Raw genomic sequence first — 21,103 nt, forward strand, 5'->3', positions numbered from 1 at the left:
CATACTAATTGAACACCAGGGCCGCGGTGCCGTGTCCGGGCCTACTCGAACCGGGAGGGGTCCCCGGCTCCGAGGCGCACGATCTCGGGCTCGGCGCCCGAGAAGTCGATGACGGTCGTCGGCTCGGTGCCGCAGTCGCCGGAGTCGATGACGGCGTCCACCACATGATCGAGGCGGTCCTTGATCTCCCAGCCCTGGGTCAGCGGCTTGTCCTCCTCCGGCAGCAGCAGGGTGCTCGACAGCAGCGGCTCGCCGAGTTCGGAGAGGATCGCCTGGGCGACGGCATGGTCGGGGATCCGCACCCCCACGGTCTTCTTCTTCGGGTGCAGCAGCCTGCGCGGAGCCTCCTTCGTCGCCGGGAGGATGAAGGTGTAACTCCCGGGAGTCGCCGCCTTGACCGTGCGGAAGACGGTGTTGTCGATCCGTACGAAGTGCCCCAGCTGCGCGAAGTCCTCGCACATCAGGGTGAAGTGGTGCCGCTCGTCGAGCTGGCGGATCGAACGGATGCGGTCGATCCCGTCCTTGTTGCCGAGCGCGCAGCCGAGCGCGAAGCAGGAGTCCGTCGGGTAGACGATCAGCCCGCCGCTCCGGACGATCTCCACCACCTGGCTGATGATGCGGCGCTGCGGGTTGTCCGGGTGCACATCGAAGTACTTGGCCATGCTCCGAGCTTAGGCGGTGACCCCGGCGGCACCCCCCCGAGCCGCATCCGTCACCCCCGGACGAGCGGCACACGGCTCCGGCGCCCCCGTCGTGTGCCGAGGACCCCTCGACCGGCTCCGGGCCCGGAATCTTTCCCCGGTCACGGCTATAGGAACCTCGAGGCCGTCTCGCTACCCTCCGCCGCATGATTTCCACGGTGGTCTGGGGTACCGGCAATGTCGGCCGCGCGGCCATCCGCGCCGTCGAGGCCCACCCGAAGCTGAAACTCGCGGCCGTGCTCGTCCACAACCCCGACAAGGCCGGCCGGGACGCGGGCGACCTCGCCGGGCTCGACCACGGCCTCGGGGTCGCGGCGAGCGACGACATCGACGCCGTCCTGGCCGGTGGCCCCGGAGCCGTGGTCTACGCGGCCACCGGCGACATCCGCCCCGACGAGGCCCTCGCCGACATCGGCAGGGCGATCCGGGCCGGTGCGGTGGTCGTCACGCCCGCCCTCTATCCGCTCTACGACCAGCGCAACGCCCCGCCGGAGTTCCGGGAGCCCGTGCTCGCCGCCATCGCGGACGGCGGCGGCTCCCTGTTCGTCTCCGGAGTCGATCCCGGCTGGGGCAATGACGTACTGCCCCTGCTGATCAGCGGTCTCGGCACCACGGTCGACGCCATCCGCTGCCAGGAGATCTTCGACTACTCCACGTACGAACAGGAGGAATCCGTCCGGTACCTGGTCGGCATGGGGCAGCCGATGGACTACGAGCCGCTGATGCTCGCCCCGTCGATCCCGACCATGGTGTGGGGCGGCCAGATACGGCTCATGGCACGGGCGCTCGGCGTCGAACTCGACGACATCCGCGAGACGTTGGAGCGCCGCCCGCTCACGGCCACGGTGAACACCCGCACCATGGGCGAGTTCGCGGCCGGTACCCAGGGCGCCGTGCGCTTCGAGGTGCAGGGGATCGTCGGGGGAGAGCCCCGGATCGTCATCGAGCACGTCACCCGCATCCACGCCTCCTGCGCGCCGGACTGGCCGACGCCACCCGACGGGGACGGTGCCCACCGCGTGATCATCGAGGGCCGCCCGCGCATCGAGGTCACCGTCGAGGCCACCGACGAGGGCGAGAACCGCTCAGCCGGCGGGAACGCCACCGCGGTCGGCCGCCTGGTCGGCGCCATCGACTGGCTGGTGGACGCGGAACCAGGACTCTACGACGCACTCGACGTCCCGCTGCGCCCCGCAGTCGGCCGACTCGGAAGGAAGTGACCCATGACCCTGCACATCGACATTCCCGAGGGACAGGAACCGATCGGATACGTGTGGGGCGAGATGGTGCCCGGCATCGGCATGGCCGCCGCGAACTTCTCCCTGTCGGTGTACGAGCACACGACGCTGGGCCTTCGCGAGTTCGAGGCCGCGCGCCTGCGCATCGCGCAGATCAACGGGTGCCAGTTCTGTCTCGACTGGCGCACGGAGCGGGAGGGCCACAGGGTCGAGGAGGAGTTCGCGGACGCGGTGACCCAGTGGCGTACCTCCGACGCCTTCGACGACCGCACACGGCTGGCCGCCGAGTACGCCGAGCGGTACGCCCTGGATCACCACGGTCTGGACGAGGACTTCTGGGCGCGGATGACCGCGCTGTACACCCAGCGGGAGATCGTGGAGCTGAGCATGAGCATCGGTTCCTGGCTGGCCTTCGGCCGGCTCAACCACGTGCTGGGCCTCGACGCCGTGTGCGTGCTGCCGACCCACTGAGGCGACCGGACCGCGGGGGATCCGGGCCACTGAGCGGATCCGGGCCGCTCGGGCGGCCCGGACACGCTAGAGGTCGACGGCGATGATCTTCTCGATGTTCCGTTCGGCGAGTGCCGTGATAGTGACGAACGGATTGACGCTGGTGTTGCCGGGAATCAGCGCCCCGTCGATGACGTACAGGCCCGAATAGCCCTGCAGACGGCCGTAGTTGTCGGTGGCCTTGTTGAGCACGGCGCCGCCGAGCGGGTGGTAGGTGAGGTGGTCGCCCCAGATCTTGTACGTGCCGAAGAGATCGGTCCGGTAGATCGTCCCCTCCTTCGCGTTGATCTTGTCGAAGATCGACTTGGCCATGTTGATGGCCGGCTGCTTCCAGGCGGTCTGCCAGTTGAGGTCGACGGTGCCGGTGGCGGCGTTCCAGGAGAACTGGGCGCGGTTCGGGTTCTTGGTGATGGACAGGTAGAACGACGCGTAGGTCTCGATGCCGGTGGGCAGGGGCGCGACCTCGGCGAACGCGCCGCCCGCGGTCCAGTTGTCGATGCCGCCGCAGGGAATGCTGGCCTGCAGCGCGCCGGTCGGGTCCCACAGGTGGTTGGCGCGGCCGCACATGACGTTGCCGTTGTCGCCCCAGCCCTGGCCGATCTCGCCGTTCAGGCCGGGCAGTGCGCCGGTGGCCTTCAGCTTGACCAGCAGTTTGCTGGTCCCGACACTGCCGGCCGCGAAGAAGACCCGGTCCGCGGTCACCGTCTTGGAGGCCGTGGCGTCGCCGTTGGTGTTGAGCTGGTCGATCAGGACGGTGTAGCCGCCACCGGCCGCGGGCGAGACCGAAGTGACCTTGTGCAGCGGTGAGATGGTGACCCTGCCGGTGGCCGCGGCCTGGGCGAGATAGGTCTTCTGGAGCGACTTCTTGCCGTAGTTGTTGCCGTAGAGGATCTCCCCGGCGAGCGCCGACTTGGTGGCGGTGCCGGCGGCCTCCCGCTTCATGTAGTCCCAGTCGTACACGTCGGGCACGAAGACGAACGGGAAGCCGGAACGCTGGGCGTGCTTACGGCCGACGCGGGCGTACTGGTAGCAGTCGGTGGTGTCGAACCACGCCGGGTCCACGAGACCGACACCGAGCCCGGCGTTGGCGCGCGGATAGTAGGTCGCGTACATCTCGTCGGCGTTCACCGACGGGAGGATCGCGCCGAAGTTCTCCCGCTTCGGGGTGACCGCCATGCCTCCGTTGACCAGCGATCCGCCGCCGACGCCGCGGCCCTGGTACACGATGATCTGGCCCATCTCCTCGGCGTCCAGAATGCCCGTGTAGCGGGGGATGTCCTTGTCGATGGGGAAGCCGAGGAAGTTGCTGAGAGGCTGCTTCGTCCTGGTGCGCAGCCAGTAGGAACGCTGGTCCGGGCTGGTCGTGTTGGCGAAGATCTTGCCGTCCGAGCCCGGGGTGTCCCAGGCCATGCCCATCTCGACCATCTGCACGTCGACGCCCGCCTGGGCGAGGCGCAGAGCGGCGACGGCGCCGCCGTATCCGGTGCCGATCACCAGGACGGGGACATGTGCTCCGGAAGGGATCGACGAGGCCGCCGTGGCGACCTGTGCCGGGGCCGCGGCGGCACGACCGGCAAGACTCACGGCTCCAAGAATAGAACTCGTTCCAGCAATGAATCGTCGGCGCGAGACACCTCTGGAATCCTTGTTCTGCTGGTTGATGTCACCCATGTGACACTCCTCACTCTCGATGAGTGGGAACAGGTTCTACTGTTGCCAGCTTGTTAAGTCACTACATACCGGTTGGTAACTTGTGTCCGATCTTGGGGTGATCGGCGAAGTCTGATCCGCTTGCTCTTGACTTCACAAGACCCTCGCGCGACATTTCCTGACGCTGCATCAGAACCGGTACGGCGGGGGCCTGTCGGCTCCCGGAGCACGGAACGCCTCACATTCCTTCGCCCTGCTGGAGCGCCCTGCCATGTCCCCGAGCGCCGACCCCGCCAGACGTACCGACTCCTTCCCGACGCCCGGCCCTTCGCGGCGCCGGGTGCTCGGCGCGGCCACGGGTGCCTCCCTCGCGCTCGCCGCCGGTGCCACCGGAGCCGCCACGGCGGCCGACCTGCCGCTGCTGGGCACGTACGACGTCGTCGTGGTCGGTTCCGGAGCCGCGGGGATGACCGCGGCGCTGACCGCCGCGAAGAAGGGACTGAGCTGCGTCGTCCTGGAGAAGGCGCCGACCTTCGGAGGCTCGGCGGCTCGCTCCGGCGCGGGCATCTGGATCCCCAACAACCCGGTGATCCTCGCCGCGGGCGTCCCCGACACCCCGGCGAAGGCCGCCACCTACCTCGCGGCCGTGGTCGGCCCGGACGTCTCCGCCGCCCGTCAACAGGCCTTCCTCGGCAACGGACCGGCCATGATCTCCTTCGTCATGGCCAACAGCCCGCTGCGCTTCCGCTGGATGGAGGGGTACAGCGACTACTACCCGGAGCTTCCCCGCGGGCTCCCGGGCGGCCGATCCATGGAGCCCGACCAGCTCGACGGCACCATCCTCGGAGCCGAACTCGCCCACCTGAACCCGGCGTACATGGCGGTCCCGGCCGGCATGGTCGTCTTCAGCGCCGACTACAAGTGGCTCACCCTCGCCGCGGTGAGCGCGAAGGGCGCGGCCGTCGCCACCGAGTGCCTGGCCCGGGGCACCAGAGCGGCGCTGCTCGGCCAGAAGCCGCTGACGATGGGCCAGTCGCTCGCCGCCGGGCTGCGCGCGGGCCTGCTCGCCGCCCGGGTCCCGGTGTGGCTGAACACCCCGCTGTCCGACCTGTTCGTGGAGAACGGTGCCGTCACCGGCGCGGTCGTCACCCAGAACGGCACGTCCGGCCTGGTCAGGGCACGGCGCGGGGTCATCGTCGGCTCGGGCGGCTTCGAGCACAACGCGTCCATGCGCGCCCAGTACCAGCGCCAGCCCATCGGGACCGCCTGGACGGTGGGAGCCAAGGAGAACACCGGCGACGGCATCCTGGCGGGCCGTCGCGCCGGGGCCGCCCTCGACCTGATGGACGACGCCTGGTGGGGCCCGGCCATCCCGCTGCCCGACCAGCCCTACTTCTGCCTCGCCGAACGCACGCTGCCCGGCGGCCTGTTGGTCAACGCCGCCGGAGCACGCTTCGTCAACGAGGCCGCGCCCTACAGCGACGTCGTGCACACCATGTACGAGCGCAACCCGAGCGCGCCGGACATCCCGGCGTGGCTGATCATCGACCAGAACTACCGCAACCGCTACCTCTTCAAGGACGTCGCGCCGACGTTCACGTTCCCCGACGCCTGGTACACCTCCGGCGCCGCGTACAAGGCCTGGTCCCTGGACGACCTCGCCGGCCGGATCGGTGTCCCCGCCGCCGCCCTGCGCACCACCGTCAGCCGCTTCAACGGCCTGGCCCTGAACGGCACGGACCCGGACTTCCATCGCGGCGCCAGCGCCTACGACCACTACTACACGGACCCCGCGATCCTCCCCAATTCCTCCCTGGCCCCTCTGTGGCTCCCACCGTTCCACGCCTTCAGGATCGTTCCGGGCGACCTGGGCACCAAGGGCGGTCTGGCCACGGACGCCCGGGCCCGCGTCCTGCGGCCCGACGGCACGGTGATCCCCGGCCTGTACGCGGCGGGCAACGCCAGCGCGGCCGTCATGGGCCACAGCTACGCGGGAGCGGGCTCGACGATCGGTCCCGCGATGACGTTCGGGTACATCGCGGCGCTGGACATCGCGGCGACCTGAGGCGGGTCGGGCGGTCCGGTCCCGGCCCCGGCCCCGCGTCGGCCCGTACCGCCCGGCCCGTCCGTACCGCCCGTACCGCCTGGCCTGTCCGTACCGCCCGGCCCGTCCGTGCTGCCCGGCCCGGTACCTACGTCCTCGGGCCGTCAGTCGCCGTCAGCCGCCGTCGCGGTCGTCGTCATCCCGGATCCGCGGTGCGAGGAGCAGGATCGAGACGTCGTCACGGATCGAGGGGCAGTACTGGACGAGGTCCTGCCACACGCGGTCGACCAGAGCGTCCGAAGGCTCCTCGGCGAACTCGGCCAGCCGATCCGGCAGCGGGTAGAAGACGCCGGCCGGATTCCGGCTCTCGCTCACACCGTCCGACGCCAGGAACAGCCGATCGCCGGGCTCCAGGTCCACCGTGCGCCCACGCGGCGGGGACACCTCGAAGAAGCCCAGCCCCAGCGGGGCCCCCGGCTCGGTGTCGAGTTCGAGGGCCTTCGCGCCGCGCAGCAGCAGTGGATGGGGGTGCCCGCAGGACACCAGCCGCACCGTGTCGGCGCCTCGGGAGAACTCCAGGAGCAGCGCGGTGGCGAACATCTCGGCGTGGTCGACCGACGCGGAGTCCACGACGAGCCGGCGATCGAGGCGGGCCGCCGCCGCCTCCAGATCACGCTGGTCCAGCACCGTCTCCCGGAACGCCCCGAGAAGCGAGGCGACCGTTCCCACCGCCGACAGCCCGTGCCCCTGGACGTCGCCCATCACGGCCCGGACCCCGAAGGGCCCGTCGCGTACGTCGAAGAAGTCCCCACCGACCAGCGTCTCCTGCTGCGCGGGCCGGTACAGCCCCACGCAGCGCACCGGCCCGACACGTTCGGGGAGCGGCGGCAGAACGGCGAGCTGGGCGGCTTCCGCCACCGAGCGCACGGTGACCAGATGCGCGTCCCTGCGGCTGCGGACCAGGGACACGAACACACTGAGCACGGCGATGAAGGTGATCGTGAGCAGGTCCGCGTTGCCCGGATTGTTGAGCTGCATGGCGGGGATGTTCATCACGATCACGACGATCGCGCCGAAGGCGGCCGTCGCCATGGGCCCGTACGAGAGCACGGCCAGGGAGGGGATGGCGCCCAGCAGGAAGCCGATGTCCAGATCGTGACTCGTGGCGAGCTCGCTCACGCAGACCACCACCAGCAGGACCGGCGGAAGCAGCCGCACCCAGCGCGGAGGGGGCGAGCCGCGCAGCCATCCCCGGTCCTTCTCGTCCCGCTGACCGGGCGCGGCCTTCGTGGCCATGGCACTCCTCCCTCTGCCACAACCGTCCTCCATTCCGCGCTGCCGCGCATTCCGGTCGTCCGGCGACGCGGGCACGGGCAGGAAGCGCGCCGGTCCCTCCAGGGGCGGCGGGAAGGGGAGACGAACCGACGCGGGGCGGCCGTGACCGCGCCAGGAACACGAAGCCCCGCCACTCACGGGGATGAGGGTGACGGGGCTCCACCGGGCGTCTGCCCATTCGGCGGGGTTTCATCCCACCACCGACTCGCCCCTGCCGCCCGGCGGACCGATCGGTGCGCGCCGGGTCCGACGCTTCCGACCCAGACGGGGAAGGGACTTCATCGGATGGGGTGAGCGACCAATCCGCCGGACGCCCGGGATCGGATTCCGACCGTGACGACAGGACAGCCAGGACAGCCAGGACAGCCAGGACAGCCAGGACGGGCGGGACAGGCGGGACAGGCGGGACAGAAGGATCGGGACGCGCCGGCGAGTTGGGTGAGGTACTCCCTCGGTGCGCTGAGCGGCGTGCTCGCCGGGTTCGCCGCCCTCGCCGTCGCCGAGGCGGTGAGCGCGCTCGTCCGACCCGAGGCGGGCCCGGTCGTCGCCGTCGGGGGCGCCACGATCGACCGCACACCGCCTTCGGTGAAGGACTGGGCGATTCGTCATTTCGGCACCGATGACAAGCTCGTTCTCCAGCTCGGCATTCTGGTCGTCCTCGCGCTGTTCGCCTGTGCGCTCGGCGTGCTCGCGGTGCGCCGTCGCCGCGCGGGCGCTCTGGGAGTGCTCCTGTTCGGTGTGATCGGCGGTGCCGCCGCGCTCACCCGTCCCGACTCCACGAGCTGGACCGACGCCCTGCCCTCGGCTGCCGGAGCCGTGTGCGGCGCGCTGCTCCTGTACATCCTGGTCGGCCGGCTCTCCACCACCCGGCCCGCACCCTCCGCACCCTCCGCACCGGACTCCCGGCCGGACCGGGACGAGCCCGTCACCGCCGAGGGGGCGGCCCCGGCCGCCACGCCGGGGGAGTCCGGCTGGGACCGGCGCGGTTTCATCGTGGCCGCCACGGCGGCCGCCGCGGCATCGGCCGGCGCGGGGGCGGTGGGCCGGTCGCTGAACGGCGCGCGCGGTCAGGACGCGGTCGCCTCCCGCACCGACCTGGTCCTGCCCGCCGTCGCGTCCCCGGCCGCGCCGATTCCCCGGGGGGCGCGGCTCCGGGTACCCGGCATCAGCCCGTTCGTGACGGCGAACGCCGACTTCTACCGGGTGGACACGGCTCTGGTGGTCCCCAAGGTGGACGCCACCGGCTGGCGGCTGAGGATCCACGGCCGGGGCGTCGGCCGCCCGATGACCCTGACCTTCGACGATCTCCTGCGGCGCGAGCTGATCGAGCGGGACATCACGCTCACCTGCGTGTCCAACGAGGTCGGCGGCCCCTACGTGGGCAACGCCCGCTGGATCGGAGTGCGCCTGGCGGACCTCCTCGCCGAGTCCGGGGTGCGACCGCCGTCCGAGGGTGGTCCGGCCGATCAGCTCGTGGCGCGTTCCGTCGACGGGATGACGATCGGCAGTCCCGTCGAGGACGTCATGGACGGTCGTGACGCTCTGCTGGCCGTCGGGATGAACGGCCGGCCGCTCCCGTTCGCGCACGGCTTTCCGGTGCGGATGCTCGTCCCGGGCCTGTACGGATACGTGTCCGCGTGCAAGTGGATCAAGGACATCGAGCTGACCACGTTCGCCGCGTACGACCCGTACTGGGTGCGGCGGAAGTGGGCGAGCAGGGCCCCGGTCAAGACCCAGTCCCGCATCGACACGCCCAAGCCGTTCGCGCGGCCCGAGGCGGGCACCGTCATGGTCGCCGGGGTCGCGTGGGCCCAGCACCGCGGGATCGACAAGGTCGAGGTGCGGATCGACGACGGGCCCTGGCGGGAGGCCGACCTGGCGGCCGAGGACACCGTCGACACCTGGCGCCAGTGGTCCTTCCCCTGGCAGGCCACCCGCGGCGGCCACACCCTCACGGTCCGGGCGACCGATCGCACCGGTCACGTCCAGACCGGCCGACGCACCCGGACCATCCCCGACGGCGCCGACGGCCGGCACTCCGTGGTCGTCACCGTCGGCTGAACGCCCGGTGCGACGCTCCCGGTGGACACGGCGGCTCCCGGGCGCTCAGCGCTCCGCGGTCGCCGTCGTGTGCAGATGGTCCAGTGCGTCGCGTACGACGGTGTGCCGGTGCCAGCAGAGCCAGCGGCCCACCATCAGGCCGGTGGTCTCCAGCGCGTGGAGCTGGGCGCGGGTGAACCCGGGCAACGGCCGCTCGTGGTGGGAGGAGGCCATGCCGATCGGCACGCCGGCCCGGTTGACCAGGGGCACGCTGTGGCAGGCCCGGCTGCCCGCTCGCAGGATGACGCGACGGGAGCCCTCGTCGAAGACGTCGGCGGTCGCCACGTCCCGGACGGTGACCTGTCTGCGGTCTTCGGCGGCCTGGGCGCACGAGGTGGTGGGCGAGTCGACGAACGCGAAGAAGCTCGTGAACTCGCGTTCGAGACCCGAGTGCCGCACCATCCGCAGGCGTCCCCCTCGGCGAGCTGGACATTGCCCATGCCGGTCCCCGTGATGTCCAGGACCCGGTGCAGAGCGGCGCCCACCACCTCGCCCTGGTGGGTGCGATCGGCCCGGCCCCGGCCGTCCGCAGTCCGGGCAGCGGGGGAGGGGCCGTCCGGGCGCGCTCCGCGGCGCGGGCCGGTCCGTCGGCGCGGTGCGGGGTCCTGACGACCGCGTCCGCGAGCGTGTGCAGTTTGATGTTGAACCGCTGCGACGCCTCGCGCAGCAGGGCGAAGGACGTCTCGGGCGCGGGCAACCGGTAGCGCTCCATCAGCACGCCCTGCGCCAGCGAGATCGCCGGGTGCGCGTGCAGGCGTTCCTGCAGATCGGCGTTGTGCTCCCGCAGACGGACGATCTCTTCGTGCAGGTCGGCGGAGTTCGCGTCCGGCTCGGGGACGCGCCCGTCGGCGACGGGCGGGAGCTGTGCCTCCTGGCTCATGGTGTACGGCATCCTCTACTGACGGCGTCTGTTTCCACCGGTAGCCCGAACGCCCACGGGAAGGCATGACGGGCCGCCGCCGCACCGCCGGGACGCGCGACCGCGCAGCCCCGCGGAAAGAACGCGGTGCGTGCCTGCTTCCCAAGCAATCGCGCCGACCCTGTCCCGGGGCGGCGTCCGCTCCGCAAGAAGTCCGGCGGAGTTCCTGACGACCGTCCGCCCGGGCCCGCGTCGTCCGCCCGGGCCCCGCGTCGTCCGGTCGGCGAGTCCGGAGAGGCCCGGCCCACCGTGCCGGGGCATGGTGGAGGAGTGATAGGGCTGGCCGTGCTGTTCGCGCTTCTCGGGGCCGCCAGTAACGCGATGGGCACGGCATTCCAGCGCAAGGCGGCTTCCCGCGTCGCCGAGGGCGGGGGACTGCGCCTCATCCTGCGACTGGCCCGGCAGCCCGCGTGGCTGATCGGCATCGCGGGGGTGATCGGGGCCGCGATCTTCCAGGCCCTGGCCCTGGTGAACGGACCGCTGTCCCTGGTGCAGCCCCTCTTCATCCTGGAACTGCCCTTCGCCCTGATGATCGCCATCCCGCTGCTGCACCGCCGCCTGCCGCGCGCGGGATGGTGGGCCGTCGCCGGTGTGGTGGCCGGCCTCGGTCTCGTCCTCGGCTCGGCGGCGCCCTCGGGCGCACGGTCCGACGCCTCCATGACGCGCTGGATCCCGGTGCTGATCGTGTGTCTGGGAGCCGTGGCCGTCGCGGTCGTCGTCGCCCGCCCGGGCCGCCCGCCGCTGTTCCGCGCCGCCGTGCTGGGATCGGCGTCGGCCATCAGCAACGCGCTGACGGCCGCGCTCCTGAAGTCGGCCATGGGCACGCTCACCGGCGACGGCTTCGTCGCCTTCCTCGGCGTCTGGCAGACCTACGGATTCGCCGTGACCGGGGTGGGCGCCGTCCTGCTGCTGGAGAACGCCCTCCAGGCGGGCCCCTTGGCCGCCTCGCAGCCGGCGCTGACCATCGGCGACGCGACGATCAGCCTGCTGCTCGGCGTGATCCTCTTCGACGAGACGATCCGCACCGGCTGGTGGCTGCTGCCCGAGCTGATCGGGGCCGGGCTGGTCCTGTGGGGCGTACTGCGGCTGACCCGGGTGGTGCCGCACATCGCGGACATCGCCCACTGACCCCGGGCCGAATGCCAGGACGCTCGGCCATACGAGGGGAATCCTGGCCGGAAACCCGTGTGCATGCACCGCCGGGACCGGGGCACCAGCATCCTGAGACGACTCGAGCGAGCCAACCCCCCCTGGCGGACCCGAGCCGTACGGCCCCGCAGGCAGTCACCCCCCCCGGCTGCCCGCGGGGCCGCCTTCGTGCGTCCGCGCCCGGAACCGTCGCGGACCCGCTTCCGGCCACCGTCCCGCTCGGCGTTCCCCGGCCGGTCCTAGGCGACCTGGATACCGACGATGCAGGTGTCGTCGTCGGTGTCGGACCTGCTGTACGTCAGGAGCCGGTCGAGCTGGTGGTCCAAGGTCCTGGACGTCGTACGGGCCGCGTTCAGGAGCTGGCGCAGCGACACCTCCACCGAGCGGTCGCGCCGTTCGATCAGACCGTCCGTGTACATCAACAGGGTGTCGTGGACCGCCAGTTGCACCTCGTCCTCCTCGAACGTCGCCTCGGGGACGGCACCGAGCAGGATGCCCTTGAGGAGCGGAAGCGGGTTGGCCTCCGCGTCACGGACCAGAACGGGCGGCAGATGCCCGGCCCTGGCCCAGCGCAGAACACGGCGGCGCGGATCGTAGATGCCGCAGACCGCGGTGGCGGTGACCCCGCCCGTCAGATGGTGCGCCACGATGTTGAGCCACGACAGCAGCTGGCCGGGTCCGGCACCGGTCACGGCGAGCCCGCGCAGCGCGTTGCGCAGCACCACCATGCTGGTCGCCGCCTCGATCCCGTGACCGGCCACGTCCCCGACGCACAGCAGGACAAGGCCGGAGGGCAGGACGACGGCGTCGTACCAGTCGCCGCCGACCAGCTGCTCGGTCTCCGCCGGCCGGTACCGCACCGCCACTTCGAGCCCCGGAGCCCGCAACGGAGCCTGGGTCGGCGGCATGATCGCGTGCTGCAGCTGGAGGGTCAGCCGGTTGCGTTCGTGCGCCTGCTGTTCGGTGTGCGCCAGCTGGTCCCGGGTGACCGCCAGGGCGACCTCGGTCCAGTGCTGCGCCGAGATGTCCTGGTACGCCCCGCGGACCACGAAGAGCCGGCCGTCGGCGTCGAGCACCGGCTCGGCCACCATACGGATGTGCCGGGTGACACCGTCGGGACGCTGCAGACGGAACGCGGCCGTGGCGGGCCGGCGGTGATGCAGGACGGTGCGCAGGAAGCGTCCGATGGCGACGGCGTCGTCCGGATGGGCGTGCGCGGGCAACTCCTCCAGCGCCACGGGAGCACCCGAGGGGGAGCGGCCGTACAGGTCGAAGAGCGTGTCGTTCCAGATGATCTCGCCGGTGAGCAGGTTCTCCTCGAAGCCGCCGATCCTGCCCAGCCGTTGGGCGTGCTGGAGCAGACTCGCCAGCCGCGCGGTCTCGTCCTCTATGCGCCAGATGAGCAGCACCGTTCCGCCGTGCCGGCTGACGTTGATGTCGGCCACGGCCGACAGCGGCACCTGGTCGACCAGCGCCGTGAGATCCATGCGCCGCGCCCGGAACGGCTCCCCGGTGGCGTAGACCCGCTCGATGCACTGGAAGAGGTCGCTGTCCCCGGCGACCATCGGGTAGGCCTCCAGCAGCAGCGCGCCGTGGACGGTGCCGCGGGGCCGCCCGGCCGGATCGAGGAAACGGCCGTTCACATGACGGATGCGGAAGTCCGCGAGCCGTCCCTGGTCGTCGAGATGGGGCACCAGGACCAGGGCTGGATCGTGCAAGCCGTCCACCAGGTCGATCAGTTCGGAGACGTCGTCCGTCCCCCGCGCGTCGTGCCCCTCGCCCGGCAGCGTGTGCGTCTCCAGCGTGTGCGAGCACAGCTCCGCCAGCGCCTCGACCTGACGGACGACCTGCGGCGGCTGAGGCTCCAGGGCGGACGGCCAGGCGATTTCCAGGACGCCGTGGATACGGCCCCCGGAGCCGGCCGGTACCGCGACCCTTCCGCCGTCGGGATGGGCCGCGTGCCCGATGGAGGGCAGTCCGGTGCCCGACAGCGAGGCCGCCCACTGGGCCGTACGTTCGGACAGCGCGCGGCGCGCCATCGTCGCCACGCCCGGCGGTACGTAACGCCAGCGCCTGGCCTCGGCCGCCGAGAAGCCGGCGCTGCCCGCCAGCGAGAGCGAACCGTCGGCGTCCGCCGCCCAGATGGCCACGGCGACGGCCCCGAGCGGGGTCAGCGCGTGCTGGAGCAGGGAGTCGGCCACCGCCTGGGTGTCGTCCGCCGCCAGGGCACCGCTCTCGGCCGCGCGCAGCCGTACCGCCGGGGCGTCGTCCTTCGGCGCGCGGTCCGTCGCGACGGCGAGGAAGGTGCTGGTCACCTCCGAAAGCCGGTCGTGCGCCGCCTGGTTGATGATCTCGACCGCGAGCTGGAGCTGCGGCACCTTGGCCTGCTCGGCCAACTCGGTGAGCTGGCGGGCGGCTTGCGTCGGCCCGCAGCCCAGCCGCTCGACCAGGATGCCCTTGGCCAGCTCGATCAGGGCCCGTCCGTCGGCCTCCGCCTGGGCGGCCCGTACCTCGCGGCGCAGCCGCTCGACCGTGGCCGCCAGCCGCCCGACCGGAGAGGTCCGGGCCACGCCCGCCGGCTCGCCGGACCGGTCGGCGTCCGTCTGGTCCGCGACGTCCGCCGAACCGGCGACGTTCGCGTCGGTCGTCTCAGGAATGTTCACGGTGCGGCCGTTCTTCGACGCGGGCCCTCTGCGGGGCGGGGGAGGGGCGGCCGTGGCGGCTGCCCCGCCGACCGGCCCTGGCGGTGGGTGCTGAGCGCCATGTCATTCCCCCAGCCAGCGTCGGACGCAGGCGATGAGGTCGTTGGTGTCGACCGGCTTCGTGACGTGGTCGCTGGCACCCGACAGCAGGCTCTTCTCCCGGTCGCCGGGCATGGCCTTCGCCGTCACCGCGATGATCGGCAGCTCGGCGTACCGGGGCATCTTGCGGATCTCGGCGGTCGCCGTGTACCCGTCCATCTCGGGCATCATCACGTCCATCAGGATCAGCGCGACCTCGGGCCGGCTCAGCAGCGTCTCGATGCCCTTCCTGCCGTTCTCCGCGTGCAGCACCTGGAACCCGTGCAGCTCCAGGATCCCGCTGAGCGCGAAGAGGTTGCGGGCGTCGTCGTCGACGACGAGCACCGTACGGCCCCGGAACGCGTCGTCGATCGGCTGTGCGGGCCGGCTCCTCGCCTCCTCGGCGCGGACCAGCGGGACCACGTCGCCGGGCTGGTCCGCGGACAGGTGCAGCGCGATGCGTTCGCGCAGCTCGTCCAGACTGGACAGGAACTCCAGGGACCGGGCGCCGGAGCGGGACTGCAGGGCCTGCTCCTGTGCGAGGTCGACGCGGCTGCCGTTGTGGACGAGGACGGGAACCGTCGCCAGAGCCGAGTCGCCCTCCACCGCTTCGAGGAACCGGGCCGTCTCCCCTTCCGGCATGCCGAGTTCGAGGACGACGCAGTGCCACGGCTCGGCGGCCAGCGCGCTCGCCGCCTCCTCTGCCCCCACGACCGTGACGACGTCGACGCTCTCGCGCGCGTCACCCTCGTCACGGCTGCGGGCGACATCGCCGACCGCGCTCTCGGCCACCAGCGTGAGCAGGCCCCGCGGCCGTTCCTCGACGACCAGCAGCCGGCGCCGCCGCCGGCTCGGCGGACTGATCGAACCGGCGACCGTGTGCCGCCGTTCGTCGAGCGCCGCGGCGCCCTCGGCCGGCGCCGACTCGGGCTTGCGGCCGCCGGCCAGCAGTTCCTCGAAGTCGGGGCGCGCGACCGGCAGGAAGAGGGTGAACGTACTGCCCTGTCCGGGTGTGCTGTCGACGGTGACCGCTCCACCGAGCAGGTGGGCGATCTCCCGGGTGATGGACAGCCCCAGGCCGGTCCCGCCGTACTTGCGGCTCGTGGTGCCGTCGGCCTGCTGGAAGGCGCCGAAGATCGTCTCCAGCTGCTGCTCGGGGATGCCGATCCCGGTGTCCTTGACCCGGAAGGCGGCGACCGTGCCGCCCCGCCGTACGCCCGCGGGGATCTCCTGGTCGGCCGCCGGTTCGATCCGCAGCTCGACGCGTCCCCGCTCGGTGAACTTGACCGCGTTCGACAGCAGGTTGCGCAGCACCTGCCGCAGCCGGGAGTCGTCGGTGAGGAGGTCGACCGGGGACCCGGGAGCGGTGCTGACCGTGAACTCCAGGCTCTTCTGCGAGGTCATCGGACGGAAGGTGGCTTCGACGTACTCGAGCAGCTGGCGCAGCGGGACCCGCTCGGGGGTGACGTCCATCTTGCCGGCCTCGACCTTCGACAGATCGAGGATGTCGTTGATCAGCTGGAGCAGGTCGGAGCCCGCGGAGTGGATGATCCCGGCGTATTCGACCTGCTTCGGCGTGAGATTGCGCGAGGGGTTCTGCGCCAGCAACTGGGCGAGGATGAGCAGGCTGTTGAGCGGCGTCCGCAGCTCGTGGCTCATGTTGGCCAGGAACTCGGACTTGTACTTGGACGCCAGGGACAACTGCTGGGCCCGCGCCTCGAGTTCCTGCCGGGCCTGCTCGATCTGGAGGTTCTTCGCCTCGATGTCGCGGTTCTGGGTCGCGAGCAGCGAGGCCTTGTCCTCCAGCTCGGCGTTGGAGCGCTGCAGTTCGTCCTGCTGGACCTGCAGTTCCTCCGACCGTGCCTGGAGTTCGGCGGTCAGACGCTGCGACTCGCCCAGCAGCTCGTCGGTGCGGGCGTTGGCCACGATGGTGCTGACGTTGACGCCGATGGTCTCCATCAGCTGTTCCAGGAAGGTGCGGTGGCCCTGCTTGAAGCGGGTGACCGAGGCGAGCTCGATGACACCGAGTACCTGCTCCTCGACGACGATGGGGAGCACCACCAGAGCCGTCGGCGCCGTCTGGCCCAGGCCCGAGGAGATGGTGACGTAGCCCGGCGGCAGCTCGTCCACGGTGATGGCCCGGCGGCTGCGTGCCGCCTGCCCGACGAGCGAGCGGCCCAGCGGGATACGGGTGGGGCGCCCGTCCTCGTCGGGGTAGCCGTACGACCCGACGAGCCTCAGCTCCGTCCCCTTCGCGGTCTCCTCGGCGAGATAGAAGGCGCCGTACTGCGCGGCGACCAGCGGGGTGAGCTCGTCCATGATGAGGTCGGCCACCACGTCCAGGTCGCGGTAGCCCTGCATCAGGCCGGAGATCCGAGCCAGGTTCGTCTTGAGCCAGTCCTGCTCCTGGTTGGCGCGCGTGGTCTCACGCAGCGACTCGACCATGGAGTTGATGTTGTCCTTCAGGTCGGCGACCTCGCCCGAGGCCTCCACCGTGATGGACCGGGTCAGGTCGCCCTCGGCCACGGCGCTGGTGACCTCGGCGATGGCACGGACCTGGCGCGTGAGGTTGCCGGCGAGTTCGTTCACGTTCTCGGTCAGCCGCTTCCAGGTGCCCGAGACACCCTCCACCTCGGCCTGGCCGCCGAGCCTGCCCTCGCTGCCGACCTCCCGTGCCACACGGGTGACCTCCGCCGCGAACGCGGAGAGCTGGTCGACCATGGTGTTGATGGTCGTCTTGAGTTCGAGGATCTCGCCGCGGGCGTCGACGTCGATCTTCTTGGACAGGTCGCCCTTGGCCACCGCCGTCGTCACCAGGGCGATGTTGCGCACCTGTCCGGTGAGGTTGTTGGCCATCGAGTTGACGTTGTCGGTGAGGTCCTTCCAGGTGCCCGCCACGTTCGGTACGTGCGCCTGGCCGCCGAGGCGTCCCTCGGTGCCGACCTCGCGGGCGACGCGGGTCACCTCGTCCGCGAACGCGGACAGCGTGTCGACCATCGTGTTGATGACGTCGGCCAGGGCGGCGACCTCGCCCTTCGCCTCCACGGTGATCTTCTGCGACAGGTCGCCGCGGGCCACGGCCGTGGCCACCTGCGCGATGGAGCGGACCTGACCGGTCAGGTTCGACGCCATCACGTTGACGTTGTCGGTGAGGTCCTTCCAGGTGCCGGAGACGCCCCGCACCGTGGCCTGTCCGCCCAGGTTGCCCGCCGTGCCGACCTCGCGGGCGACGCGGGTGACCTCGTCGGCGAAGGCGGAGAGCTGGTCGACCATCGTGTTGATGGTGTTCTTGAGTTCGAGGATCTCGCCGCGGGCGTCGACGGTGATCTTCTGGGAGAGGTCGCCCTGGGCCACCGCCGTGGCCACCTGGGCGACGTTGCGGACCTGGGCGGTGAGGTTGCCCGCCATGAGGTTGACGGAGTCGGTGAGATCGCGCCAGGTGCCCTTGACGCCCTTGACGTCGGCCTGCCCGCCGAGACGTCCGTCGGTGCCGACCTCGCGGGCGACGCGGGTGACCTCGTCGGCGAAGGCGGAGAGCTGGTCGACCATCGTATTGACGGTCTCCTTCAGCTGGAGGATCTCGCCGCGGGCGGGCACATCGATCTTCTGGGAGAGATCGCCCTTGGCGACCGCCGTGGCCACCTGCGCGATGTCACGGACCTGAGTGGTGAGGTTGCCCGCCATGGCGTTGACGGAGTCGGTGAGGTCGGCCCACGTGCCGGAGACACCCGGCACCTCGGCCTGGCCGCCGAGCGTCCCCTCCGTGCCGACCTCGCGCGCCACTCGCGTCACCTCGGAGGTGAACACCGACAGCTGGTCCACCATGCCGTTGAACACGGTCGCGATGTCGCCCAGCAGGCCGCCGGCCTCGTCGGGGAGCCGGGTGCCGAAGTCGCCGTCGCGCACGGCGGTGAGGCCGGCCAGCAACTGGCGCAACTCCTGCTCGCCCGGTGTCCTCACGGACGTCTCGCTCGCTGCCCTGGCCATACCCACCCTCGTTCCGCTCCCCTGGAGTCCCGTACGACGGAACTCGGAATCACGCGCCGGGCCACGGACGGTCCCCGTGCCTGTCCGTGGCATTCCCGCAGATCACGGGTCATCCCGATGAGAAAATACGCCGCAGGCTAACCCAGAACGCAGGTGCTGAACAAAGCGTGAAGGAAAACTCCTCGACGGCCCAAAAAATGTGGCCGTTGGCAGGAATAAGCGCGAGTGAAGGGGATACACAGAACCCTTTCGGTCCGGGGTCGCCCGGACCGACGCACGCGAAGTCCCGCCGACCCGTTCCGGACCGGAGTCCGGGAGCGGGGCGACGGGACCGTCGTACCGGCTGTGCCGTGTGGCGTGTGGCGTGTGGCGTGTCAGGCGACCGAGGGGTCGAGCAGGCCCGTCCGCAGCCGCTTGATGATGCGGGTGATGAGCCGGGAGACATGCATCTGCGAGATGCCGAGCTCCTCGCCGATCTGCGCCTGGGTGCGCTCCTCGACGAAGCGCATGTGGATGATCCGGCGCTGACGGTCGTCGAGTTCGGCGATCAGCGGGGCCAGGGAGTTGAAGTCCTCGACCAGTTCCAGCGAGGCGTCCTCCTCCCCGATGAAGTCCGCGAGGACGGCCTCGCCGTCCGCGCCGCCGTCGGCGGTGAGCGCGGCGTCGAGGGACGAGGAGTTGTAGCCGTTCGACGCCTTGCGGGCCTCGATGACCTCTTCCTCGGACAGCGACATCAGCTCGGACAGTTCACGCGTGGTGGGCGTACGGCCGAGGCGGGTGCGCAGTTCCTCCGTCGCCTTGGCCAGCTCCACGCGGGCCTCCTGCAGGCGGCGCGGCACGTGGACGGCCCAGCTGGTGTCGCGGAAGAAGCGCTTGATCTCACCGACGATGTAGGGGACGGCGAAGGAGGTGAACTCGACTTCGCGGGTCAGCTCGAACCGGTCGATGGCCTTGATGAGCCCGATGGTGCCGACCTGGACGATGTCCTCCATCTCACCCTGGCTGCGGCTGCGGAAGCGGGCCGCCGCGTACCGGACGAGGGAGAGATTCATCTCGATGAGGGTGTTGCGCGCGTACTGGTATTCGTGCGTGCCCTCTTCGAGGACGGCGAGCCGGTCGAAGAACTGGCGGGAGAGCTCACGCGCGTCCTTCGGGCTGATCTTCAGCGGCTCGTCGATCTGCGGAAGGACGCCCCCCTCGGCCGTCGCCGCCTGGTATGCCGTGTCCGTTGCCTTCGCTGCCGTCACGGCCGCCATGCCGTCCACCCCAAATCGTCCGAAGGAATTAATGCCAGGGCACCGTCTGCCCTGCTTCACACCACTCATGCCACCCGATCGCAGAAATTCTGCGGAACGCGTACGTCCCGCCTCCCGCCCGGCGCCGGGTCAGGGCGTACTTCCGTCCGGGGACATGGTTCGGATGCGGGCCGGTGGCGTCAAATTTCGAACCGATGCCCGGATGGTTCTGCCGGGGTTCCCGGGGCAGCTGGGGAGTGTGCGCGGCCAAGTGGTGGCGCCCCCGCGGCGGGGGCCCGGCTCCGGTGTCGGGGCGGCCGCGTAAAATGGGTTTCGGGGTGAGGCCGTGGGCATCGAGCAGCGAGTGGACGGAGCGCAGACGCTCTGCCCGACGGTGTGCCTCGACGCGGGACCTCCCACGGGACGCGGGCCCCGGCGCGCGGTGGTCGCGACATGACGACGGCGGCACTCCCAGGCGACCCCTTCGTCCACCCCGCGCTCATCTATCGCGGCGACCGTGAGTACGTGGAGGGGACGACACGTTTCGTGTCGGACGGCGTAGCCGCCGGGGAGCCGGTGGCGGTGGCCGTTCCCGGCCCACGACTGGATCTCATCAGGGGCGAACTGGGTCCGCTCGGCACCGACGTCCGCTGGATCGACATGACGCGGGCCGGCCGGAACCCGGGCCGGATCATCCCCTCCGTCCTGCGGGCGTTCGCCGACGCCCATCGCGGCGGCCCTGTGCGGATCATCGGCGAGCCCATCTGGGACGGCCGTACAGCGGTGGAATACCCGGCCTGCGTCCAGCACGAAGCCTTGATCAACACGGCGTTCGGCGGACGTGACGTGACCATCCTCTGTCCGTACGACGCGCGCGCCCTCCCGCACGACGTGATCGCCGACGCCCACGCCACGCACCCCGTCGTGATCAGCGGCGGCCGGCAGAGCGTCAGCCCGGCCTACGACCCGGACGGAGTGCTGGCGCGCTGCAACGAAGCACTGCGCCACCCCCCGGGAGCGGCGACCGTCCGCTTCGACGCGGAACTCCTGCCCGTCGCCCGCGACTTCGCGACGAGCGAGGCCCGGGAACGCGGAATGACACCGGCCCGCCTCCAGGATCTGAACCTCGTGGTCGCGGAGCTGACGACCAACAGCGTTGTGCACGGGGGCGGTTCGGGGACCTTGAGGATCTGGGCCGAGAGCGAGCAGATCGTGTGCGAGGTCCGGGACGAGGGCCGGCTGAGCGATCCGCTGGCCGGCCGGCATCCCGTGCGCCCCGACCAGATCGGCGGACGAGGGCTGTTCCTCGTGCATTACGTCTCGGACCTCGTCCGAGTGCACACGGAGGACTTCGGAACGACCGTGCGCAGCTACATCGCCCGCACGTGACCGGGTTCGCGTGACGGTGCCCGCGCGCGGCGGCGTACGTCGAGGGGCCCGAACCTGTTCTCCAGG

The 21,103-nt window shown here is 71.1% G+C and carries 13 protein-coding genes and 1 pseudogene; 6 read left to right on the plus strand and 8 right to left on the minus strand.

What is annotated here, in order from left to right; translation table 11 throughout:
* Nucleotides 1–41 precede the first annotated feature (41 nt).
* Nucleotides 42–662, minus strand: coding sequence for an L-threonylcarbamoyladenylate synthase (locus ACFWBT_RS29840; protein WP_356469611.1), 621 nt, complete (start codon nucleotides 660–662; stop codon nucleotides 42–44).
* 185 nt (nucleotides 663–847) lie between these two features.
* Between ACFWBT_RS29840 and ACFWBT_RS29845 the strand changes: the two genes are divergently transcribed.
* Complete coding sequence (locus tag ACFWBT_RS29845; protein ID WP_385705904.1) at nucleotides 848–1,921, plus strand: dihydrodipicolinate reductase; 1,074 nt, start codon at nucleotides 848–850, stop codon at nucleotides 1,919–1,921.
* A gap of 9 nt (nucleotides 1,922–1,930) precedes the next feature.
* A complete protein-coding gene (locus ACFWBT_RS29850; RefSeq protein WP_385705922.1) occupies nucleotides 1,931–2,410 on the plus strand; it encodes a carboxymuconolactone decarboxylase family protein in 480 nt (159 codons plus the stop codon).
* Nucleotides 2,411–2,476: 66 nt separating this feature from the next.
* Here ACFWBT_RS29850 and ACFWBT_RS29855 read toward each other — a convergent pair whose 3' ends face one another.
* Nucleotides 2,477–4,120 carry a GMC oxidoreductase gene (locus ACFWBT_RS29855; protein WP_385705906.1) on the minus strand — a complete coding sequence of 548 codons (1,644 nt, stop codon included), beginning with the start codon at nucleotides 4,118–4,120 and terminating at the stop codon, nucleotides 2,477–2,479.
* A 250-nt stretch (nucleotides 4,121–4,370) separates the two neighbouring features.
* Between ACFWBT_RS29855 and kstD the strand changes: the two genes are divergently transcribed.
* Nucleotides 4,371–6,164: a 3-oxosteroid 1-dehydrogenase gene (gene kstD / locus ACFWBT_RS29860; RefSeq protein WP_385705908.1), complete on the plus strand. Its 1,794-nt coding sequence runs from the start codon at nucleotides 4,371–4,373 to the stop codon at nucleotides 6,162–6,164.
* Between the two features lie 153 nt (nucleotides 6,165–6,317).
* Here kstD and ACFWBT_RS29865 read toward each other — a convergent pair whose 3' ends face one another.
* Complete coding sequence (locus ACFWBT_RS29865) at nucleotides 6,318–7,439, minus strand: PP2C family protein-serine/threonine phosphatase (RefSeq protein WP_385705910.1); 1,122 nt, start codon at nucleotides 7,437–7,439, stop codon at nucleotides 6,318–6,320.
* 477 nt (nucleotides 7,440–7,916) lie between these two features.
* On the opposite strand from ACFWBT_RS29865, the gene ACFWBT_RS29870 reads away from it, so the two are divergent.
* Nucleotides 7,917–9,539, plus strand: coding sequence for a molybdopterin-dependent oxidoreductase (locus ACFWBT_RS29870; RefSeq protein WP_385705912.1), 1,623 nt, complete (start codon nucleotides 7,917–7,919; stop codon nucleotides 9,537–9,539).
* 45 nt (nucleotides 9,540–9,584) lie between these two features.
* Here ACFWBT_RS29870 and ACFWBT_RS29875 read toward each other — a convergent pair whose 3' ends face one another.
* Both ACFWBT_RS29875 and ACFWBT_RS29880 read right to left on the minus strand, forming a co-directional pair.
* Nucleotides 9,585–9,980 carry a GAF domain-containing protein gene (locus ACFWBT_RS29875; protein ID WP_385705914.1) on the minus strand — a complete coding sequence of 132 codons (396 nt, stop codon included), beginning with the start codon at nucleotides 9,978–9,980 and terminating at the stop codon, nucleotides 9,585–9,587.
* Nucleotides 9,981–10,245: 265 nt separating this feature from the next.
* Nucleotides 10,246–10,470 (minus strand): annotated as a pseudogene (locus ACFWBT_RS29880) (antitermination regulator); the annotation flags it as partial.
* 297 nt (nucleotides 10,471–10,767) lie between these two features.
* On the opposite strand from ACFWBT_RS29880, the gene ACFWBT_RS29885 reads away from it, so the two are divergent.
* Entirely contained in the window at nucleotides 10,768–11,625 is an 858-nt protein-coding gene (locus ACFWBT_RS29885) for a DMT family transporter (RefSeq protein WP_385705916.1), read from the plus strand.
* A gap of 260 nt (nucleotides 11,626–11,885) precedes the next feature.
* Here ACFWBT_RS29885 and ACFWBT_RS29890 read toward each other — a convergent pair whose 3' ends face one another.
* The 3 genes from ACFWBT_RS29890 to ACFWBT_RS29900 all read right to left on the minus strand — a co-directional run bounded on the left by ACFWBT_RS29890 (nucleotide 11,886) and on the right by ACFWBT_RS29900 (nucleotide 19,669).
* The gene (locus ACFWBT_RS29890; RefSeq protein ID WP_385705924.1) at nucleotides 11,886–14,303 is read right to left on the minus strand and encodes a SpoIIE family protein phosphatase; all 2,418 of its coding nucleotides are present in this window, start codon (nucleotides 14,301–14,303) and stop codon (nucleotides 11,886–11,888) included.
* A 108-nt stretch (nucleotides 14,304–14,411) separates the two neighbouring features.
* Nucleotides 14,412–18,413 carry a HAMP domain-containing protein gene (locus ACFWBT_RS29895; RefSeq protein ID WP_385705918.1) on the minus strand — a complete coding sequence of 1,334 codons (4,002 nt, stop codon included), beginning with the start codon at nucleotides 18,411–18,413 and terminating at the stop codon, nucleotides 14,412–14,414.
* Between the two features lie 374 nt (nucleotides 18,414–18,787).
* On the minus strand, nucleotides 18,788–19,669 hold the full coding sequence (locus ACFWBT_RS29900; RefSeq protein WP_266755002.1) for an RNA polymerase sigma factor SigF: 882 nt from the start codon (nucleotides 19,667–19,669) through the stop codon (nucleotides 18,788–18,790).
* 432 nt (nucleotides 19,670–20,101) lie between these two features.
* On the opposite strand from ACFWBT_RS29900, the gene ACFWBT_RS29905 reads away from it, so the two are divergent.
* Nucleotides 20,102–21,037, plus strand: a complete 936-nt coding sequence (locus ACFWBT_RS29905) for an anti-sigma factor RsbA family regulatory protein (RefSeq protein WP_385705921.1) — start codon at nucleotides 20,102–20,104, stop codon at nucleotides 21,035–21,037.
* The last annotated feature ends 66 nt before the right edge of the window (nucleotides 21,038–21,103 follow it).

The sequence above is a fragment of the Streptomyces sp. NPDC060027 genome, from assembly GCF_042737005.1.
Lineage (GTDB): Bacteria > Actinomycetota > Actinomycetes > Streptomycetales > Streptomycetaceae > Streptomyces.

Coding starts and splice junctions, on each gene's coding strand:
- ACFWBT_RS29840 (WP_356469611.1), bottom strand. CDS start 662: ATGGCCAAGTACTTCGATGTGCACCCGGACAACCCGCAGCGCCGCATC.
- ACFWBT_RS29845 (WP_385705904.1), top strand. CDS start 848: ATGATTTCCACGGTGGTCTGGGGTACCGGCAATGTCGGCCGCGCGGCC.
- ACFWBT_RS29855 (WP_385705906.1), bottom strand. CDS start 4,120: ATGGGTGACATCAACCAGCAGAACAAGGATTCCAGAGGTGTCTCGCGC.
- kstD (WP_385705908.1), top strand. CDS start 4,371: ATGTCCCCGAGCGCCGACCCCGCCAGACGTACCGACTCCTTCCCGACG.
- ACFWBT_RS29865 (WP_385705910.1), bottom strand. CDS start 7,439: ATGGCCACGAAGGCCGCGCCCGGTCAGCGGGACGAGAAGGACCGGGGA.
- ACFWBT_RS29875 (WP_385705914.1), bottom strand. CDS start 9,980: ATGGTGCGGCACTCGGGTCTCGAACGCGAGTTCACGAGCTTCTTCGCG.
- ACFWBT_RS29895 (WP_385705918.1), bottom strand. CDS start 18,413: ATGGCCAGGGCAGCGAGCGAGACGTCCGTGAGGACACCGGGCGAGCAG.
- ACFWBT_RS29900 (WP_266755002.1), bottom strand. CDS start 19,669: ATGGCGGCCGTGACGGCAGCGAAGGCAACGGACACGGCATACCAGGCG.
- ACFWBT_RS29905 (WP_385705921.1), top strand. CDS start 20,102: ATGACGACGGCGGCACTCCCAGGCGACCCCTTCGTCCACCCCGCGCTC.